The 18,791-nt window shown below is 64.8% G+C and carries 18 protein-coding genes; 10 read left to right on the top strand and 8 right to left on the bottom strand.

The genetic code is table 11. The features are described 5' to 3' along the window. The first annotated feature begins 104 nt into the window (after positions 1-104). From KS03_RS32380 to KS03_RS27325, 3 genes are all read left to right on the top strand, one after another. Positions 105-254 carry a hypothetical protein gene (locus KS03_RS32380; protein ID WP_017433449.1) on the top strand — a complete coding sequence of 50 codons (150 nt, stop codon included), beginning with the start codon at positions 105-107 and terminating at the stop codon, positions 252-254. A 560-nt stretch (positions 255-814) separates the two neighbouring features. Next, entirely contained in the window at positions 815-1,738 is a 924-nt protein-coding gene (locus KS03_RS27330) for a dihydrodipicolinate synthase family protein (protein WP_015876163.1), read from the top strand. Between the two features lie 296 nt (positions 1,739-2,034). Beyond that, positions 2,035-3,429, top strand: coding sequence for an MFS transporter (locus KS03_RS27325; protein WP_371821526.1), 1,395 nt, complete (start codon positions 2,035-2,037; stop codon positions 3,427-3,429). A 174-nt stretch (positions 3,430-3,603) separates the two neighbouring features. Here KS03_RS27325 and KS03_RS27320 read toward each other — a convergent pair. The 3 genes from KS03_RS27320 to KS03_RS27310 form a co-directional block, all read right to left on the bottom strand. Next, positions 3,604-4,808 (bottom strand): IS3-like element IS1417 family transposase gene (locus tag KS03_RS27320; protein WP_085962358.1). Its coding sequence is split into 2 segments (ribosomal slippage): positions 3,604-4,493 and positions 4,493-4,808, totalling 1,206 coding nucleotides; the frame shifts between segments, so codons are not numbered across the junction. A 203-nt stretch (positions 4,809-5,011) separates the two neighbouring features. Beyond that, positions 5,012-5,829, bottom strand: a protein-coding gene (locus tag KS03_RS30605; protein ID WP_085962357.1) for an IS5-like element ISBugl2 family transposase whose coding sequence is annotated in 2 segments (ribosomal slippage) — positions 5,012-5,481 and positions 5,481-5,829 — 819 coding nt in all. Because the reading frame shifts where the segments join, the coding sequence is not laid out codon by codon here. An 87-nt stretch (positions 5,830-5,916) separates the two neighbouring features. After that, a complete protein-coding gene (locus KS03_RS27310) occupies positions 5,917-6,975 on the bottom strand; it encodes a porin (protein ID WP_035982980.1) in 1,059 nt (352 codons plus the stop codon). A 377-nt stretch (positions 6,976-7,352) separates the two neighbouring features. On the opposite strand from KS03_RS27310, the gene KS03_RS27305 reads away from it, so the two are divergent. The 4 genes from KS03_RS27305 (at position 7,353) to KS03_RS27295 (ending at position 10,514) form a co-directional block, all read left to right on the top strand. Continuing rightward, on the top strand, positions 7,353-7,571 hold the full coding sequence (locus KS03_RS27305; RefSeq protein ID WP_017433679.1) for a helix-turn-helix domain-containing protein: 219 nt from the start codon (positions 7,353-7,355) through the stop codon (positions 7,569-7,571). 91 nt (positions 7,572-7,662) lie between these two features. Then, a complete protein-coding gene (locus KS03_RS27300; protein ID WP_015877383.1) occupies positions 7,663-8,709 on the top strand; it encodes an IS481 family transposase in 1,047 nt (348 codons plus the stop codon). Positions 8,710-9,011: 302 nt separating this feature from the next. Further along, a protein-coding gene (locus KS03_RS30600; protein ID WP_085962356.1) for an IS5-like element ISBugl2 family transposase occupies positions 9,012-9,829 on the top strand; the annotation gives its coding sequence in 2 pieces (ribosomal slippage) (positions 9,012-9,360 and positions 9,360-9,829; 819 coding nt in all). Next, positions 9,744-10,514, top strand: a complete 771-nt coding sequence (locus KS03_RS27295) for a LysR substrate-binding domain-containing protein (RefSeq protein WP_232252239.1) — start codon at positions 9,744-9,746, stop codon at positions 10,512-10,514. The genes KS03_RS30600 and KS03_RS27295 overlap by 86 nt, the downstream gene beginning before the upstream one ends. Before the next feature lie 66 nt (positions 10,515-10,580). On the opposite strand, the gene KS03_RS30595 is transcribed toward KS03_RS27295, so the two are convergent. From KS03_RS30595 to wrbA, 4 genes are all read right to left on the bottom strand, one after another. Next, positions 10,581-11,381 carry a metallophosphoesterase gene (locus KS03_RS30595; protein WP_015876157.1) on the bottom strand — a complete coding sequence of 267 codons (801 nt, stop codon included), beginning with the start codon at positions 11,379-11,381 and terminating at the stop codon, positions 10,581-10,583. A 249-nt stretch (positions 11,382-11,630) separates the two neighbouring features. Further along, positions 11,631-13,052 (bottom strand): FAD-binding oxidoreductase, encoded by a 1,422-nt coding sequence (locus KS03_RS27285; RefSeq protein WP_015876156.1) that lies wholly within the window; start codon positions 13,050-13,052, stop codon positions 11,631-11,633. Positions 13,053-13,072: 20 nt separating this feature from the next. Then, on the bottom strand, positions 13,073-13,579 hold the full coding sequence (locus tag KS03_RS27280) for a DUF2069 domain-containing protein (RefSeq protein ID WP_015876155.1): 507 nt from the start codon (positions 13,577-13,579) through the stop codon (positions 13,073-13,075). 10 nt (positions 13,580-13,589) lie between these two features. Continuing rightward, positions 13,590-14,198, bottom strand: a complete 609-nt coding sequence (gene wrbA / locus KS03_RS27275; RefSeq protein WP_015876154.1) for an NAD(P)H:quinone oxidoreductase — start codon at positions 14,196-14,198, stop codon at positions 13,590-13,592. Between the two features lie 83 nt (positions 14,199-14,281). On the opposite strand from wrbA, the gene KS03_RS27270 reads away from it, so the two are divergent. Continuing rightward, entirely contained in the window at positions 14,282-15,586 is a 1,305-nt protein-coding gene (locus KS03_RS27270; RefSeq protein ID WP_035983455.1) for a YihY family inner membrane protein, read from the top strand. 101 nt (positions 15,587-15,687) lie between these two features. Here the strand turns inward: KS03_RS27270 and KS03_RS27265 are convergent, their stop codons facing one another. Beyond that, a complete protein-coding gene (locus KS03_RS27265) occupies positions 15,688-16,008 on the bottom strand; it encodes an Mpo1-like protein (protein WP_026051341.1) in 321 nt (106 codons plus the stop codon). A gap of 180 nt (positions 16,009-16,188) precedes the next feature. Here KS03_RS27265 and KS03_RS27260 point away from each other — a divergent pair, with 180 nt between their 5' ends. Beyond that, positions 16,189-16,659 (top strand): CBS domain-containing protein, encoded by a 471-nt coding sequence (locus KS03_RS27260; RefSeq protein WP_015876151.1) that lies wholly within the window; start codon positions 16,189-16,191, stop codon positions 16,657-16,659. A gap of 149 nt (positions 16,660-16,808) precedes the next feature. After that, positions 16,809-18,743, top strand: a complete 1,935-nt coding sequence (locus KS03_RS27255; protein WP_015876150.1) for an MFS transporter — start codon at positions 16,809-16,811, stop codon at positions 18,741-18,743. Positions 18,744-18,791 lie beyond the last annotated feature (48 nt).

Here is an 18,791-nt window from a genome sequence, read left to right as displayed (position 1 = left end):
GCGTTTAACGTTGCTTTTCGGTTCGGCAACACTTTTTTACGCTCGAAACCTTTGTGGTTTGCTACTGTTGAGCCATTGCACTGATGGACTGACGGAGAAATGCGATGAGCGCGCACTGGGTGATGCTGGGTCTGGCGGCCGTGGTCGGCCTGATGGGTGTGGTGGGTGCGCGCGATCTGCTGCGCGGCGGCCTGCAGCAGCGGCTGGTGCCGGTGCGGGTCCGCCAGCCGGCGCGGCGAACGCCGCGCGACTGAGGCGGGCGGGCGATCCGTTCGCGGCCCCGGCGGGCCGGCCGGCTGCGGCCGGGCGCGCCGCATCCGAGCCTTTCGACGGGCGTGCTGGTGGCACGCCCGTTGTCGTTTACCGCTGCGACGCCCCTCGGATTGACTCGAGGGCGATGACAATCGCCAGCGCCTGCATGCCTCGCTCGGCGTGCTCATGCCGGTCGCCTGCCAGGCCGCGATCAGCGCAGCGTGATCCGCTGCACCTGGAAACGCGCCAGGGTTGTTACTAGGTTGGCTTTGCGCTCGGGTTTCATGACCTTGCGCATCCCGTTCCTCGCGGATTCGTTGTTGACGAGAGCGAGGCACCGGCCAAGCGCCGAGTCACGTCGAAAGCCATCTCATTTGTGAGATAGCTGAAATGCATCACCATGCCTTTCTCGCTATCACTTCGAAGCCTACACTGGTCTCCATTCCCGCTGCGTGACGCGCAGGCAAGACAGCCCAAGCCCTCAGCGCGGGTGGACGGTGGGATGTGTGCCCCGAACGGGGATACGTCCAGACACGCAACTGCTTTGCACTTCGGAGACCGCATGAAAAGCATCGACCTCAAGGGCTTGGTTCCCGCTCCCGTTACTCCCTTCACCCGCGACGGCGCCGTGGATTACGAAGCCATTCAGCGTCTGGGTTCCTGGCTCGGGGGCATCGAAGGCGTCAAAGGACTGACCGTTCTGGGGCACGCCGGTGAAGGTACGTTCATGACGCCCGACGAGCAGCAGAAGGTCATCGAGGCCTTCGTCAAGTCGGTCGACAACAAGATCCCGGTGATCGCCGGCATCACGCTGGAAGGCACGCAGGTCGCGGCGCTGGAAGCGAAGCGCGCTGTCAAGGCTGGCGCGTCGGCGGGCCTCGTCTATCCGTCGCACGGCTGGCTGCGTTTCGGCTACCAGAAGGGCGCCCCGCAGGACCGCTATCGCGCCATCCACGAAGAAAGCGGCCTGCCGCTGATTCTGTTCCAGTATCCGGACGTCACGAAGGCGACGTACAACCTCGAAACCCAACTCGAGATCGCTGCCCAGCCGGGTGTGTTCGCGATGAAGAACGGCGTGCGTAACATGCGCCGTTGGGACACGGAAATCCCCGTGGTCCGCCGCGAACGTCCGGAACTGCAAATCCTGACGTGCCACGACGAATATCTGCTGCATACGATGTTCGATGTCGATGGCGCGCTGGTCGGCTACGGCAGCCTCGCACCGGAACCGCTCATCGAGCTTATCAAGGCCGGCAAGGCGAAGGACTACAAGGCGGCGCGCGCCATCCACGACCGCCTGCTGCCCGTCACGCGCTCGGTGTACCACCGCGGCTCGCACATGGAAGGTACGGTCGCGCTCAAGCACGGTCTGGTCGCTCGCGGCATTCTTGAACACGCAACGGTTCGCTCGCCGCTGCTGCCGCTGCAGGAAGGTGCCGATGTCGAAATCGCACAGGCACTGCGCTCGGCCGGCCTCGTCGACTAAGGGGCGATGCCGCGCCATCACGTGCGAGCGTACGTGAGTCGTGGGCAGTATGGCCGAGTCCGGGAAGGACTTGGCCCGCCGGGCGAGGCGTGACGCTTCGCCCGCTCTCTCATCCGAGAGCATTGGAACAACAGTCATATGACCAGACCTGTCGTGAGCGACCTTACCCGATTGCAGCACCGAGGGGGCCGGGACAAACGATAGATAAGTGGGCCAGGGTCGAGCCCGCGGTCGATGGATTGGATGGAGACAACATGGGCAAGATACTGGCGGGCGCCGTGGTCGGCTCCGACTCTATGGCCAGCCACAAGTCTGAACCTGTAGCACGCGCAGCACAGCTGCTTTTCCGTATCGAGAACGTTCCATTCAGCCGGTGGCACACAAAGGCCCGAATCATCATGGGCAGTGCCACGTTTTTCGATGCATTCGACGCACTCTCGCTCGCCTTCGCCTTGCCGGTGCTGGTCGGCCTGTGGCATCTCTCGCCAATGCAGATTGGCGTGCTCATCGCCGCGGGGTATCTGGGGCAGTTTGTCGGGGCGCTAGCCTTTGGCTGGATCGCCGAGCGCTTCGGACGCGTGCCCAGCGCGACCGCGACGGTTGGAATCATGTCGGTCATGGGCATTGCGTGTGCGTTCACGGGGAGTTTCCAGCTTCTCTTCCTCGCGCGGTTCCTGCAGGGTATCGGCGTTGGTGGCGAAGTGCCGGTAGCGGCCGCTTATATCAGCGAGCAGAGCCAGGCACATGGCCGTGGCCGCTTCTTCCTCATCTACGAGCTGATTTTTCCGTTGGGCCTGCTCGGCGCGGCGCAAGTCGGCGCATTCGTGGTCCCGCGTTACGGCTGGGAGTGCATGTTCCTGGTTGGCGCGATTCCTGGTCTTGTCGTCACGTTCTTCATCGCCCGTCTGTCGGAGTCGCCTCGCTGGCTCATCTCGAAGGGCCGCTACGATGAAGCGGAGCGCGTCATCGAAAAGATCGAGGCCAGCACCACGCGTCGCAACCTCGACGCCGGGCGCGACTGGGTTGAGATAGAGCGGCGCCTCTCAAAGCTTCGCGACGCGAGCCAGTCGAGGAAGAAGGCGTCGTGCAGAGAGCTGTTCTCGGAGGTCTACCGAGGCCGCACGCTGATTGTATGGGTGCTGTGGGCCAGCTCTTACTTCGTGGCCAATGGCATCAACAACTGGCTGCCGAGCCTGTACCACACGGTGTATCACCTGCCGCTGCGAGAATCCCTGCACATGGCGTCGCTATCGAACGTGCTCAGCGCCGGCGCCGTGTTGCTCTGTGCTTTTCTGGTCGACCGTACCGGGCGCCGCCGTTGGGCGATGGCGACCTTCCTGGTCAGCGGCGTGCTGCTTTTGATACTCGGCACGCTCGCGAAGGGCAGCCCCTGGTCGGTGATGTTGCTGGGCTCATCGGCCTACGCCGTGATGGGAACCACGACGGTCATGCTCTATCTCTACACGCCTGAAATCTATCCGACCCGCATGCGGGCAATTGGAACCGGGCTCGCAACCTCGTGGCTGCGCGCGGCATCCGCAGCGGCACCTGCGATTGTCGGTGTGGTCCTGTCGGGCCATGGGATTTCCGCGGTGTTCCTGATGTTTGCCGCAACGACCATGGTCGGGCTGCTCGCCTCGCGCGCGATGATTGAGACGACCAATCGCTCGCTCGAAGACATATCACCCTGACGGCCGCTTGCAGCGTCTTCAGCGGCAAGGAAAATTCGCCTCGCAGCAGTAGCTTTCGAATCATCGCCGCGCGTTGCCCGGATGCGCGGCGATTTTTCTGTTTGACTCGACCGGGCAGCGTGTCACTCGAGACCGGTGTGGAGTTGCCCCCGTAACTCAGGACACGGCACCCACTTAGGTTGCTGAATCCGTCGAACGTCGAAACTCGCGAGGCGAGCGGTACTTCAACGCGCTATGGGGATGCTTTTCGTTGTAGTGCTCGAATGCGATGGCCAGATTCCTGGCCGCGGTCGCTGCGTCCGGCTTCGGCATGATAGCGACGTAATCGCGCTTCATGGTCTTCACGAAGCTTTCCGCCATGCCGTTGCTCTGCGGGCTGCACACCGGCGTGGTCAACGGCTTCAGGCCGAGCAGCGCCGCAAACTGACGCGTCTCCTCGGCCGTATAGCCCGAGCCGTTGTCGCTCAGCCACTCGATTTCGGACTCGGTATGCAGCACATCCCCAAACCGGCTTTCCACCGCAGCCAGCATCACGTCGCGCACGATGTCGCCGCTATGGCCGGCCGTCGTGGCCGCCCAGCTCATCGCTTCGCGGTCGCAGCAGTCGAGTGCGAACGTCACGCGCAACGGCTCGCCGTTGTCGCAGCGAAACTCGAAGCCGTCGGAACACCACCGTTGATTGCTGCGCTCCACCGCAACCTTGCCATCGTGACGGCGCTGCGGCCGAACCGGTGTCGCTCTGCGTTGCATCAGCAGGCCATGCATGCGCATTACGCGGTAAATGCGCTTGGCGTTCAGCGGTGCCTGTCCCGCTGCAATGCGCTCGCGGCGCAACGCTCCCCATACGCGTCGATAGCCGTAGCTGGGCAGCTCGCTGATCACCCGCTGAATGGCTTCGACGACTGGTGCATCGTGGGTCGCTCTGGACTGCCGTGCGTCGCGCCAAGTCGCCTCGCGTGACCTGCGTGCCGATACGTTCGAGCGCGACACGCCGAGGACTTCGCAGACCAGTTTCACTGGCTGTCCTCCGGCAACGATGGCGAGTGCGCTATCCATTTTTTTGCCCGGCCGTATTCGACAGCCTCGCGAAGAATCTCGTTCTCCATCGTCTTCTTGCCGAGCATGCGCTGCAGCTCGCGAATCTGTTTGAGCGCGTCGGCCAGCTCCGAGGCCGGAACCACTTCCTCGCCAGCCTTGACCGCCGACAGGCTTCCATCCTGGTAAAGCTTGCGCCAGTGAAAGAGCTGGTTCGGATTCACGCCGTGCTGGCGCGCTACCATCGAAACCGATTTCCCCGGCTCGAAACTCTCGCGAACCATCGCCAGCTTTTGCTCTGCCGTCCAGCGCCGCCGACGCTCCGGGCCCGTCAACACGTCCATCACTTCCTGCCTGGTGTGAGTCAAAAACACGGTCTTATGCCTACCCGTTATTGTAAGTGGGTGACTGTGTCCGGTGTTTCAGGGGGCTGCTCCACGGTGGCTGTTCAAGGCGCCGTAGGTCGGAACTGAGAAAATGCCGACACGAATCTCCCGATTCGCACCGGCACGGTGATCCCGCGCTGGAAGCGCCCTTAGAGGCCAGTTCAAAAACCCTGCTCAGCTCGTCTGAAGATGTTCCAACAGATGATCGAGCAGCCAAGTTTGAGGAATGCTTCGTGAATGTAGGCACGTCGCTCGAAGCGAGTGCGTAGGCGCCGGAAATTGTGGAGCCAGGAATGCGTACGTTCGACCACCCAACGATACTTGCCCAGACCACTGCCATGCTCGGTCCGGCGCTTGGCGATCACGGGCTTGATACCGCGTTCGCGCAACGCGCGACGATGTCGGGTGGAATCGTAGCCGCGATCGGCGTAGACGACGCCGGGCTTCTGAAGCGGTCGGCCACGAACGCCGCGAATGGGTGGAATCGCATCAACGAGCGGCAGCAACTGCGTGACGTCGTTGGTGTTCGCGCCAGTCAGGATCGCAACGAGAGGAACGCCGTTGGCGTCTACGAGGACGTGGTGCTTGGAACCGGGTCGCGCGCGATCGGTGGGGTTCGGGCCAGTTTTTCGCCCGCCCCAACGGCGCGCACGGACGACGAATCGACCGCAGCGTATGACAGATCGATTTGGCCGGCCGCACGCAACTTGTCGAGAAGCAACTCGTGCAGTTGGTCCCATACACCAGCCTTTTGCCAGTCGCTCAATCGCCGCCAGCATGTGGCGCCCGAGCCAAAGCCCAGACGAGTCGGCAAGTGGTTCCAACGAATTCCCGTTTTGAACACGAACAGGATGCCGTTGAGAGCCGCACGGTCGGACACGCGCGGGCGACCAGGATCGTTCTTCGCTCGAAGCTTCGCAGGTGGCAGCAATGGTTCGATCAGTATCCACAGTTCGTCGTCAATGATTGGCGCTTCCATCCTTGGACTTCCGTTGTTCTGATGCCCAAGGTTAACAGCTTGCCGAGGAAGTAAACAGCCCCTCTCGGGAGTTTTTGAACTGGCCTCTTAGAAGGTATGTCTCATACCCACGCCGTAGGTGCTGCCGGAGGGCTTGCCGCTGAGCTTGTCGTAGGAATAGACGGCGTAGACGTCGGTGCGTTTCGACAGGTAATAGTCGTAGCCGACGGATGCCGTGTTCCGAATCGAGTCCTTTTCTTTCGGTGCTGACTGCGTCGTCCTCGCCCACTCGACGAGCACCGCGGCGGTCGGCGTAGCAGGAATCGAGAGGCCGAGTTCGTAAGTATGAGAGCCCACCTCGGTGGTCGTCGTATTGGTCGTTTGCATCGCGGCGTAGAACTTGGCGAAGTTGGCGTTGTACGTAGCGCCGGCGAGGTAGAGATACTGCTGCACGTTCGGCAGATTGACCGCCATCCGGACACGCTGCGCGGACAGGGCGACCTGAAGCGGGCCATTCTCATAGTTGAGATGCAGGCCGAGGTTATCCTTCCCCTGGTGGCCGCTTGCTCCGCTGACGCCATATTGCACGGTGCCGGTGAGGCCCCTATACGACGCACTCTCATAGCTTGCGACGTTGTCCCAGACGGTGTCGCCCACAACGGTATTGTTGTATGCGGCGGTGTACGACTGCACGACGAGAGGAGAGAACACGACGGAAGAACCGAACGGGTTCAGCAGAATCTGATTGAGGTACGTGTGCGTCGTCTGCTCGCCCAGTCGGAAGATGCCGTACGGGCTTGTGAATCCCAGGTAGGCATTGCGCGAGAACAACCCGTCGGTGGCGTTTCTTCCCAGCTGGCCCGTATTCGGACGAAAGAAGCTTTCCAGCACAAAGACAGCGGCATACCCTCCGCCGAGGTCTTCCTTGGCGCGCAGCCCCCAGAACGACGTCATCAGGCCGCCACCTCCCAGCACGACGCTACCTCGAGGCACGCCGCTCACCTTTGACTCGGCGATGTATGTGCCTACCAAGCCGTACAACTGAATCGGAGCAGAAGGGGCCGACGGGGCTGGCTGGGCCTGAACCACCCCGGTCCAGATGGAAATCGATGCAACGGCGAGGTAGCTTGGAGTCAATTTGCGGCGAACGCGCGCGCTCCGGTCCATTCTCATCTCTGCTGTCTCCTTTGAGTATTGGTATGGCACGGCATTGCCCGCCGGGAGCGCTGGGAACGCTCCCGGAACGGGCAATCCGGTTTGGTATTCGCGGCCTGGAGGTCGCATTGACCTACGACGAGGGCACGTGCCGCATCAACGCTGGTGCACGCACCTGGGGTTCGCATTGAGGATGGTGCTGCCTGCCGCATATCTCGATTCGAGGGAGGTCCGCATACGGCTGTCTCCAGTGCTGCTCAGTCGTGTGAGTCACGATGAGGGGAGCAGTCACGTCGTGTTTTCAAGCAGTCTATGCGTTGAAAATTCATGCCGATAGGCGCATTGGTGTGAATTCAGATATGCTTCCATAGAGATAGGTGGAGGAAGCGATGGAACGGGACGCCTTCAAGTTGTTTGTCGAGGTGGCGGAGCTGGGAAGCATCAGCCGCGTTGCTGCACTTCGACAGACCGTGCAGTCCAACGTCAGCAGGCAGATTGCCGAGTTCGAGCGCGAGTGCGGCGGACGCCTGTTCGAAAGGACCGGGCGTGGCGTGAAGCTGACCGGATTCGGAGAGCGGATCATTTGTAGAAGTTCAGACTTGATCTGACAGTAAGGCCTTGCCAAGAGGCGGGGTTACCCGTTTTGATAGAGGTGCGAATCTTCATCAAAACAGCGCGCAAGCGCCAAGGAGTAACCCCGTGAGTAGTCTCAACCAAAATGTCATCCGCCACAAGATCGGTCTGCTGAATCTGGCCGCCGAGCTGGGCAACGTGTCGAAAGCCTGCAAGGTGATGGGGCTGTCGCGCGATACGTTCTACCGCTATCAGAACGCCGTGGCCGAGGGCGGCGTCGATGCCCTGTTCGACAGCAATCGGCGCAAGCCGAATCCCAAGAATCGAGTCGATGAAGCGACGGAAATCGCCGTGCTGGCCTATGCCATCGAGCAGCCCGCCCACGGGCAGGTTCGGGTCAGCAACGAATTACGCCGGCGCGGCATTTTCGTGTCTGCATCCGGCGTTCGTTCGATCTGGCTGCGTCACGCGTTGTCGTCCTTCAAGCTGAGGCTCGTGGCGCTGGAGAAGCAGGTCGCTGAAAAAGGCATCGTGCTGAGCGAGGACCAGGTGGCCGCGCTGGAAAGAAAGCAGGACGACGATGTGGCTCATGGCGAAATCGAAACCGCTCATCCCGGCTATCTGGGCTCGCAGGACACGTTCTACGTGGGCACGATCAAGGGCGTAGGCCGGATTTACCAGCAGACCTTCGTCGACACCTACAGCAAAGTGGCGATGGCCAAGCTGTACACGACCAAGACGCCGATCACGGCGGCCGATCTGCTCAATGACCGGGTGTTGCCGTTCTTCGAGGAGCACGGCATGGGTGTGATCCGCATGCTGACCGATCGAGGCACGGAGTATTGCGGCAAGCCGGAATCGCACGATTATCAGCTGTACCTGGCGCTGAACGACATCGAGCACACCAAAACCAAGGCGCGACATCCGCAGACCAATGGCATCTGCGAGCGGTTCCATAAAACCATCCTGCAGGAGTTTTATCAGGTCGCGTTCCGCCACAAGCTCTATCTGACGCTGGCGGAACTGCAGGTCGATCTCGATACTTGGCTGATGTACTACAACGGCGAGCGAACGCATCAAGGTAAGATGTGTTGTGGTCGCACGCCTTTGCAGACGCTCATCGCGGGCAAGGAGGTGTGGAAGGAGAAAGTGAGCCACCTGAATCTGATCTGACAGTCACGCACCGTCGGAACGGGTAACTGTCAGATCGGGTCGCGACTTCTACAGATCATTCCCAGAATCCGTGCCTGGATTGCGGACACCGACCAGCTTTTCAACGACATACGCACCTCGTCGGGCGCTCCATATGGCGAAGTGCGAATCGGCATTTTGCCGTCGACGGCTCACCCGCTGATGACCAAGCTATGTGAGCGCATCAACGACGCTTAGAGGCCAGTTCAAAAACTCCCGAGAGGGGCTGTTTACTTCCTCGGCAAGCTGTTAACCTTGGGCATCAGAACAACGGAAGTCCAAGGATGGAAGCGCCAATCATTGACGACGAACTGTGGATACTGATCGAACCATTGCTGCCACCTGCGAAGCTTCGAGCGAAGAGCGATCCTGGTCGCCCGCGCGTGTCCGACCGTGCGGCTCTCAACGGCATCCTGTTCGTGTTCAAAACGGGAATTCGTTGGAACCACTTGCCGACTCGTCTGGGCTTTGGCTCGGGCGCCACATGCTGGCGGCGATTGAGCGACTGGCAAAAGGCTGGTGTATGGGACCAACTGCACGAGTTGCTACTCGACAAGTTGCGTGCGGCCGGCCAAATCGATCTGTCATACGCTGCGGTCGATTCGTCGTCCGTGCGCGCCGTTGGGGCGGGCGAAAAACTGGCCCGAACCCCACCGATCGCGCGCGACCCGGTTCCAAGCACCACGTCCTCGTAGACGCCAACGGCGTTCCTCTCGTTGCGATCCTGACTGGCGCGAACACCAACGACGTCACGCAGTTGCTGCCGCTCGTTGATGCGATTCCACCCATTCGCGGCGTTCGTGGCCGACCGCTTCAGAAGCCCGGCGTCGTCTACGCCGATCGCGGCTACGATTCCACCCGACATCGTCGCGCGTTGCGCGAACGCGGTATCAAGCCCGTGATCGCCAAGCGCCGGACCGAGCATGGCAGTGGTCTGGGCAAGTATCGTTGGGTGGTCGAACGTACGCATTCCTGGCTCCACAATTTCCGGCGCCTACGCACTCGCTTCGAGCGACGTGCCTACATTCACGAAGCATTCCTCAAACTTGGCTGCTCGATCATCTGTTGGAACATCTTCAGACGAGCTGAGCAGGGTTTTTGAACTGGCCTCTTATCCGGACATCCGTCTGAACGTTCGCGAGAGTCAATTGGGCGAGGTTGAGACGTGGCTGGACAGTGGACGCGTGGACCTCGCTATCCTTTTCCATGCGGAACGCGCCATGACGACGGAGCGGATCGCAACGCTCGCGACAATCGAGACCTATCTCGTCGGTGCCCCCGACGCAGCCGTACTGCAGCGCAAGAGCGTCGAGTTCAAGCATCTTGCGGGTTTGCCTCTGATATTGCCGGGGCGGCCCAACCGTCTACGAAATCTGTTGGATGATGAGGCTCGCCGGGCCGGCATCGAGCTTCGGATCGTGCTGGAGGCAGACTCGCTGGCGGTGCAGCGCGAGGTGGCTGCTACGGGGCGCGGATATGCTGTGCTCGGGCCGTGGGCAATCGCCCCCGACGTGCGCTCTGGACGGTTGCGCGCATCAAGAATCGTCAAGCCCAGCATCACTCGCTTCGTGACCCTTGCCAGCTCGAGCCAGGGCGCGATGACGCCGGCAATCCGCATCGTGATTGCAACGCTGAAGGAAATTGCGTCGGAACTATCCGAGTCCGGCGTATACGACGGCCTCGCGTCTCAGCGCGTTGAACCGCACGAGCGCATCGCGCCGAAGCCTGCTTCGGCAACGAAGCAGACCTCTGCCAACCGTCCGGTGGCTGCGGGCCGAAGGAAGTAGCGCGTTTGGCCTTGCCGGCGCCGAGCGCGCCGACTTCTCGGTGGCTCGAGGTGCTGCAACCGCCTGCTAGATGTGAATGACGAGGTTCGGCGCAAACCGCGGATTCTCGAAAGTCAACTCGGACGCCGCTTCGGGAGCGCCCGACCATCGCGCGTAGCCTCGGGGGTTGGCAACTATCCGGCAGTCTCCGATCCGATAATCGGCGGTGTCGTGGCAGTGGCCATGTATCCACAATTGCGCGCCGCCAATCAGGTCGCCGAGATCGCTCACGAACGCTGGATTGGACGGACTGCCCTGGTATTTTTCGCTTATTGAAAGAGGGTGGGGCGCATGATGAGTGACGACAAGCGTTTTGCCGGCGAACGGCCGGCGTAATTCGGATGCGAGCCACGACCGAGCCCGTTTATGTTCCTCCAATGCGAGCTGCGCAGTGAATGGGCATCCCGAGCCCGATGTGATGGCCCGTCGGTCGCACAGATGAGCATTTGAATAATTTTGCGCGCAGCGCTGACTCTCCTCGTCAGAACCGTAGAGCTGATAGTCTGTCCAGAGAGTACAACCCAGAATTCGCAGGTCGCCGGTTACATAAGATTGGCGTTCGAGAAAATGTATCGGCGTGCCTTTCGATTCCGACTCGAGTTCTTGCAGAACCGTCGTGATGGACCCGTCGTAGAATTCGTGATTACCCGCGACGTAGACGACCGGGACAGGCCAGTCCCTAAAGAGATCAAGCGCGGCCGAGCCGTTGTGGATATCACCTGCCAAAACCAGAAGCTCTGCTTCAGGGGCGGGTTGAATGAGTCGCTCGCGTGGGAAGTGACGGGTTATTACTTCGAGGTGCAAGTCTGACGCTATCTGAATTCGCATCGTTCTCGTGACTCAGTGCCTGTTCGATAGGTCCATTTTCGAGCGACTTGCGCGTCGTTGTCTACCGCAGCTGACTTGGCGGTAGGCCGGGGACCCGCGGCGGCGCGACCAGCGCAGCCGGTTCGCCGAGCTCGACGCTTTCGGCGGCCCAGCGCAAGCCCTAGGCGTGGTCGCGGATGTCGCCGGCCGGCACCACCCGGTCGGCCGGCCCGTGTACGCGGATCGGCCTGGCGGCTCCCCGCGGGCGGCTCAGCGCAGCACCTTGCCGGGATTCATCAGGCCGAGCGGGTCGAACGCCTGCTTGAGCGTCTTCATCAGCCCCACCTCGACCGGCGACTTGTAGCGCTGCGCGTCGTCGATCTTCAGCTGGCCGATGCCGTGCTCGGCGCTGATGGTGCCGTGGTGGCGCTGCACGTTGTCGTATACCACGCGGTTGATCGGTGCCTGGAATGCGGCGAGGAACGCCTTCGCATCGCCGCCCTCGGGCGTTTGCACGTTGTAGTGCAGATTGCCGTCGCCGAGGTGGCCGAAGGTGACCATGCGCGCGCCGGGCGCGACCTGCTGGATCGCCGCGTCGGTCTCGTCGATGAAGCGCGCGATCGACGAGATCGGCACCGCGATGTCGTGCTTGATGTTGAGCCCCTCGTCGGCCTGCGCGAGCGGGATGTGCTCGCGCAGATCCCAGAACGCACGCGACTGCGCGAGGTTCTCGGCCACCACCGCGTCGCTCACGAGCCCGGCGTCGAAGGCCTCGGCCATCATCGCCTCGAACAGCGCGCGCGCGTGTTGCTCGCTTTCGTTGTCGGACAGTTCGAGCAGCACCGTCTGCGCGTGAGTGCCCGCAAACGGGTAGCGCAACTGTGGATAGTGCTTGCCGACGAGCCGCATGCAGAAATCCGACATCAGCTCGAAGCCGGTCAGCAGCGGGCCGGCCGCGCGCTGCGCGAGCGCCAGGAAATCGAGCGCGGCGTGGGCCGATTCGAGCGCGGCGAGCGCCGTCACCTGCGCGGCCGGGCGCGGATGCAGCTTCATCACCGCCGCCGTGATGATGCCGAGCGTGCCCTCGGCGCCGATGTAGAGATCGCGCAGGTCGTAGCCGGTGTTGTCCTTGCGCAGCCCGCGCAGGCCGTTCCAGATCTCGCCCTGCGGCGTCACCACTTCCAGACCGAGGCATAGCTCGCGCGTGTTGCCGTAGCGCAGCACCGCGGTGCCGCCCGCGTTGGTGGAGAGGTTGCCGCCGATCGTGCAGCTGCCCTCGGCCGCGAGGCTCAGCGCGAACAGCCGGCCGGCGTCCTGCGCGCGCGCCTGGATCTCGGCCAGGATCACGCCGGCCTCGACGGTGATCGTGTTGTTGTGCGCATCGAGCTCGCGCACGCGGTTCAGGCGCCCGAGGCTCAGCACCGCCTGGGTGCCGCTCGCGTCGGGGGTCGCGCCGCCCGCCAGGCCGGTGTTGCCGCCCTGCGGCACCAGCGCGACGCGATGCGCCCCCGCCAGCCGGACCAGGGCCGCGACCTCGTCCGTCGAGCCGGGGCGCAGCACCGCGCCGGTCGCGCCGTGATAGCGCTTGCGCCAGTCGGTGACGTAGGGCGCGGTGTCGTGCGGGCCGGTCAGTACGTGCTCGGCGCCGATCGCGGCGCGGCAGGCATCGAGGAAAGCAGGGGAGAGGCTCATCGCGAAGGTCTCGAACTCGGTCAGGATGGGCGGCGCGGCGCGCGCTGGTCACGCCGCGCGCCGGCCGGTTTGCCGTGCCGCAGTGCCGCCGGCTCCGTAACGGAGCGGCCGGCGCGTGCGGCGCGGGGAGCGGGGGCGGCGGGCGGCCGGCCGGCGGCCTTCGCCTGGCGCGCCGCGCGCTTGAACGGTGCGACGCCGGCCAGCGCGGCGGCGAAGAAGCCGAGCGCGAGCAGGCATTCGAGCCAGCCGAGCCGCGCCGACAGCCCGCCGTCGGTCATGCCGCGCACGACGCCCTCGGCGAAGTAGAGCAGGATCAGCATCGCCCCCCATTGCAGCGTGTAGAGGCTGCGCCGCCAGACGCCCGGCACCATCAGCGCGAGCGGTACCGCCTTCAGCATCAGTGCCGAACCGCCGGGGCGCAGCGGCGCGAGCCACAGCTCCCAGGCCAGCGACAGCGCGATCAGCGCGAGCAGGCAGCCGAGCGCGAGCCGCGCGTGACTGGCGCGCACGGCGGCCGGCCCGCTCATTGCGGGCCACTCATTGCGGCGCGGCCAGCCGCAGCGCGGCCTGCGCGAGCCGGGTGCCGAGCGCCACGGCGAGCGTGCGCTCGTCGTCGGACAGGCCGGCGCGCACGCCGCCGTGGCCGCTGCGCGCGTGATGCGAGGCGCCGTAGGGCGTGCCGCCGGCGTCGGTGGTGCTCAGCGCGCTTTCGGTATAGGGAATGCCGACGATCAGCATGCCGTGGTGCAGCAGCGGCAGCATCATCGACAGCAGCGTCGATTCCTGCCCGCCGTGCAGGCTGCCGGTGGACGTGAACACGGCACCGGGCTTGCCGCCGAGCGCGCCGGCGAGCCACTGCGCGGTGGTGCCGTCGAGGAAATACTTGAGCGGCGCGGCCATGTTGCCGAAGCGCGTCGGCGAGCCGAGCGCGAGGCCGGCGCATTCCTCGAGATCGCGCGGTTCCGCATAGGGCGGCCCGTCGGACGGAATCTCGGGCTCGCTCGCCTCGCAGACGGTGGATACGGGCGGCACGGTGCGGATGCGCGCCTGCGCGCCGGGGACGGCATCGATGCCGGCCGCGATCGCGAGCGCGAGTTCGCGCGTCGTGCCGTGGCGGCTGTAATAGAGCACCAGGATGTCTTTCATAGGCTTCGAGAGTGAGCGGCTATTATAGGGGGGCGACCGCCGCGACGCGCGGCGGCGTGCATGTTGCCCGAAGGAGAAAGCCGTTGCCGAAGCTCAGCGTCGACCTCGACACCATCAAACGCCTTGCCCGTTTCGCCGCCCGGCGCGGCGGAGAGGATCGGATCCCGCAGGTGGCGGGCAGCCTGACCTTCACCACGATCCTCGCGCTGGTGCCGCTCGTCACCGTCGCGTTCGCGCTGTTCACCGCGTTTCCGATCTTCTCGTCGTTCCAGGCGTCGCTGCAGAGTTTCCTCGCCGATCACCTGATGCCGGCGCAGATCAACAACCAGATCTTCAAGTACCTGAATCAGTTCTCCGCGAAGGCCAAGGGGCTGACCACGGCCGGCCTGATCGTGCTCGTCGTGACCGCGGTGATGACGATGATGACGATCGAGTCGGCGTTCAACGTGATCTGGCGCGTGCGCAAGCCGCGGCCGTTCGCGCAGCGCGTGCTGGCCTACTGGGCGTTCATCACGCTCGGGCCGCTGCTGTTCGGCGTGAGCCTGTCGATCTCGTCGTACCTGTTCACCAAGTCGCTCGCGTTCGCCGGTGCGCCGGCCACGCCGTCGTCGTTCGAATGGCTGCTCACGGCCGCCTCGCTGCCGCTGACGGTGGTCGCCTTCACGCTGCTCTACGTCTATCTGCCGAACTGCACGGTGGCCTGGCGCGACGCGGTGGTGGGCGGCGTCTGCGCGGCGCTCGCGTTCGAACTCGCCAAGCGCGGCTTCGGCTATTACGTGCGGCGCATTCCCACCTACACGGCCGTATACGGCGCGTTCGCGGCGGTGCCGCTGTTCCTGCTCTGGGTCTACCTGAGCTGGCTCATCACGCTGGCGGGCGCGATGATCGCCTCGGCGCTGCCGGCGATCCGCATCGGCCAGTTCCACCGGATCGGCTACCCCGGCAGCGACCTGCTCGATGCGCTGGCCCTGCTGGCGCGGCTCGCCGAGGCGCGCGAACAGGGCCGGCCCGGCCGTTCGGTGGCGCGGCTCGCGGTGATGGTGCGCTGCGGCATGGAAACCGCCCAGCGGCTGCTGGCGACGATGGAGGAGCGTGAATGGATCGCGCGGCTCGACAGCGGCGGCGGCGGGCCGATGCGCTACATCCTGCTGGCGAGCCCGGAGCGGCTCACGCTCGGGCAGTTGTTCGACGCCTTCGTGGTCGATCGCGACGAGCTGATGTACCAGCTCCAGCGCGGGCGCGCCGTGCTCGACGGCGAGGCGCTGCTGCGCGCGCTGGCGGGCGAGGGGCTCGGCGTGACGCTCGCCGAACTGCTCGTGAACCGCGCCGCGCCGGAAGCGGGCGGCGAGGGCGCGCCGGCTGCCGCGCCGCCGCCCCGCACGGCGTGAGCGGCGGGGCCCCGCCGGCCGTCCCGCGGCGTCGCGAGCCCCGCTGCCGGAAGCGCAATACGACGCCCCGGGCCGCCGGGGCCGGCGCAAACGGCCGCGCCTTACAGCCGGATCTTGCCCAGGCAGATGTCCTTGAACATCACCCAGTCGCCCATCAGGCTGTAGAGCGGATGGCGGAACGTGGCGGGGCGGTTCTTCTCGAAGCCGAAATGGCCGACCCAGGCGAACCCGTAGCCGCACACCACGGCGGCCGGCAGCCAGCCCCAGCGGCCGGTGGCGATGGCCAGCGCGAGGCAGCCGAGCACGCCCAGCGAGCCTGCGAAATGCAGGCGCCGCGACACCGGATGGCGGTGCTCGCTCAGGTAGAACGGATAGAACTGCGAGAAGCTCGTAAACCGCTCGGTATGCACGGAGCGTGTCATTGCCGTCTCCTCCGGCCGGCTGGCCGCTGTGGTCAAGGTGCATTGTGCGGCGGGCCGCGCCGCGCCGCAACCGCGGGCGCCCGCGCCGGGCCTGGCCGGCGCCGCCGTGCGCTTTCCTTTTGATGGGGTTTCCGATAGGATCGGAAGCCGGTTCAGTACCATCCAGTTTTGGGGGCAAGAATGCGCGTCAGCGATATTCTGAAAGTCAAGGGCAACACGTTGTTTACGGTGACGCCCGATACGCCGCTGCGCGAAGCAGTCGACGCGATGGCCGAGCACGACATCGGCTCGCTCGTCGTGATGGAGTACGGCGACTTGGTCGGGATCCTGACGTTCCGCGAAATCATTCTGCGCCTGAAGGCCAACGGCGGCGCGATCGGCGACGTGCAGGTGCGCAAGGTGATGGACGAGCCGCTCACCTGCACGCCCGAGACCGACGTGAACGAAGTACGCCGCATGATGCTCGAACGCCACGCGCGCTACATGCCGGTGCTCGACAAGCGCGTGCTGATGGGCGTGATTTCGTTCTACGACGTCGCGAAGACGGTGGTCGAGGCGCAGAGCTTCGAGAACCGCATGCTGAAGGCCTATATCCGCGACTGGCCGCCCGAGCCGGACGGCGAAGTCCAGCCCAAGCCCGTCGCCAACTGACGCCGCCGCCCGCTTCCCACCGGCGGTTTGCTTGATGGGGCGTGCCACGAGCCGCCCGCCTGGCCACGGCCGGACCGCGAACGCGTGCCGGCCGTTTTCGATCCGATACTGATCGCGCGGGCGGCGCCACTGCTTCGCGCGCCAAGCGCATGAGCGATTCCACCACCACGCCCACCTCCCGCCGCGCCGCGCGCCGCGCGCATGCCTCGCAGTTCGACCTGCTCGGCGAGCGCCGTTTCGCGCCGTTCTTCGCCACGCAGTTCCTCGGCGCGCTCAACGACAACGTCTTCAAGATCGGCTTCACCTCGCTGATCACGTTCCAGGCCGCGAAGTTCAGCGGCGTCGACGCGAACACGGCCGCGTTCCTGATCTCGGCCGTGTTCATTCTGCCGTTCATGCTGTTTTCGGCCACCGCCGGCCAGATTGCCGACAAGTACGACAAGGCGCGGCTCACGCGCTTCGTGAAGACCTTCGAGATCGCGCTGATGCTGGTGGGCGCGGCCGGCTTCGTCATGCACGCCGCCTCGCTGCTCTACCTCTGCACGTTCATGATGGGGATGCACTCGACGCTGTTCGGCCCCGTCAAGTATTCGTATCTGCCGCAGCACCTGAACGGCCATGAGCTGGTGGGCGGCAACGGGCTCGTCGAGATGGGCACCTTCGTGGCGATCCTGATCGGCACGCTCATCGGCGGCGCGGCGGCCGGCATCGAGGGGCGCGGCGAACTGCTGCTCGCGGCGGCCTGCGTGGCGATCGCGCTGCTCGGCCGGCTGGTCTCGGCGGCCGTGCCCGCGACGCCGGCCCCGCAGCCTGAGCTCGTGATCAACTGGAACCCGGTGTCGGAAACCTGGCGCAACCTGAGGCTGGCCGGGCAGGACCGCACCGTGTTCCTGAGCCTGCTCGGCATTTCGTGGCTGTGGTTCGTCGGCGCGACCTTCCTGACCTCGTTCTTTCCGTTCGCGAAGGACGTGCTGTCGGCGAACCCCGACGTCGTGACCGTGCTGCTCGCGACGTTCTCGATCGGCATCGGCCTCGGTTCGATGTTCTGCGAGCGGCTCTCGCGGCGGCGCGTCGAGATCGGCCTGGTGCCGCTCGGCTCGATCGGCATCAGCGTGTTCGCGATCGACCTCTACTTCGCGAGCCACGCGCTGCCCGCGCCCACGCATTTGCTCTCGGTCGGCGAGTTTCTCGCACGGGCCGCCCACTGGCGCGTGCTGGCCGACCTGTTCCTGCTCGCGATGTTCGGCGGCCTCTACAGCGTGCCGCTCTACGCGCTGATCCAGAGCCGCAGCGCGCCCACCCACCGCGCGCGCATCATCGCCGCCAACAACATCCTCAACGCGCTGTTCATGGTGGCCTCGGCCGTGATGGCGATGGGGCTGACGAAGCTCGGCGTCGGCATTCCGGGGCTGTTCCTCGTCACGGCGCTGCTGAACGTGGTGGTGGCCACCTACATCTATTCGCTGGTGCCGGAGTTCCTGCTGCGCTTCCTCGCCTGGGCGCTGGTCCACACGTTCTACAGGATCCGGCTCGTGCATGCCGAGCGGATTCCCGAGCAGAGCGCGGCGCTGCTGGTCTGCAACCACGTCAGCTACGTCGACGCGCTGGTGATCGCCGCGGCGAGCCCGCGGCCGATCCGCTTCGTGATGGATCACCGGATCTTCGCCACGCCGTTCGCGCGCTGGGCGTTCCGCCATGCCAAGGCGATCCCGATCGCGCCGCGCCACGAGGATCCGCAGATGCTCGTGCGGGCCTACGACGCCTGCGAGGCCGCGCTGAAGGCGGGCGATCTGGTCTGCATCTTCCCCGAAGGCAAGCTGACCAGGACGGGCGAGGTGAATACCTTCCACCACGGCATGAGCGAGATCCTGCGCCGCGCCGAGGTGCCGGTCGTGCCGCTGGCGCTGCGCGGGCTGTGGGGCAGCTGGCTGTCGCGCCACCACGACGCCCGCTGGCCGCGGCCGCTGCGCAAGGGGGCGATGAGCCGGCTCACGCTCGCGGTCGGCGAGCCGGTGGCGGCCTCGGCGGCCACGCCGGAACTGCTGCAGCAGGTGGTCGCCGAGCTGCGCGGCGCGCGCAGGTAAGTGGGTTCGGGCGCCGCGCCGCGTGCCGGGCGCTCCGGCGCGTGGCGG

Origin of the sequence: Burkholderia glumae LMG 2196 = ATCC 33617 (assembly GCF_000960995.1) — a bacterium.
Taxonomy (GTDB): domain Bacteria; phylum Pseudomonadota; class Gammaproteobacteria; order Burkholderiales; family Burkholderiaceae; genus Burkholderia; species Burkholderia glumae.
Note: the sequence above shows the minus strand (reverse complement) of the source record. Positions and strands in the feature narration are given on the sequence as shown.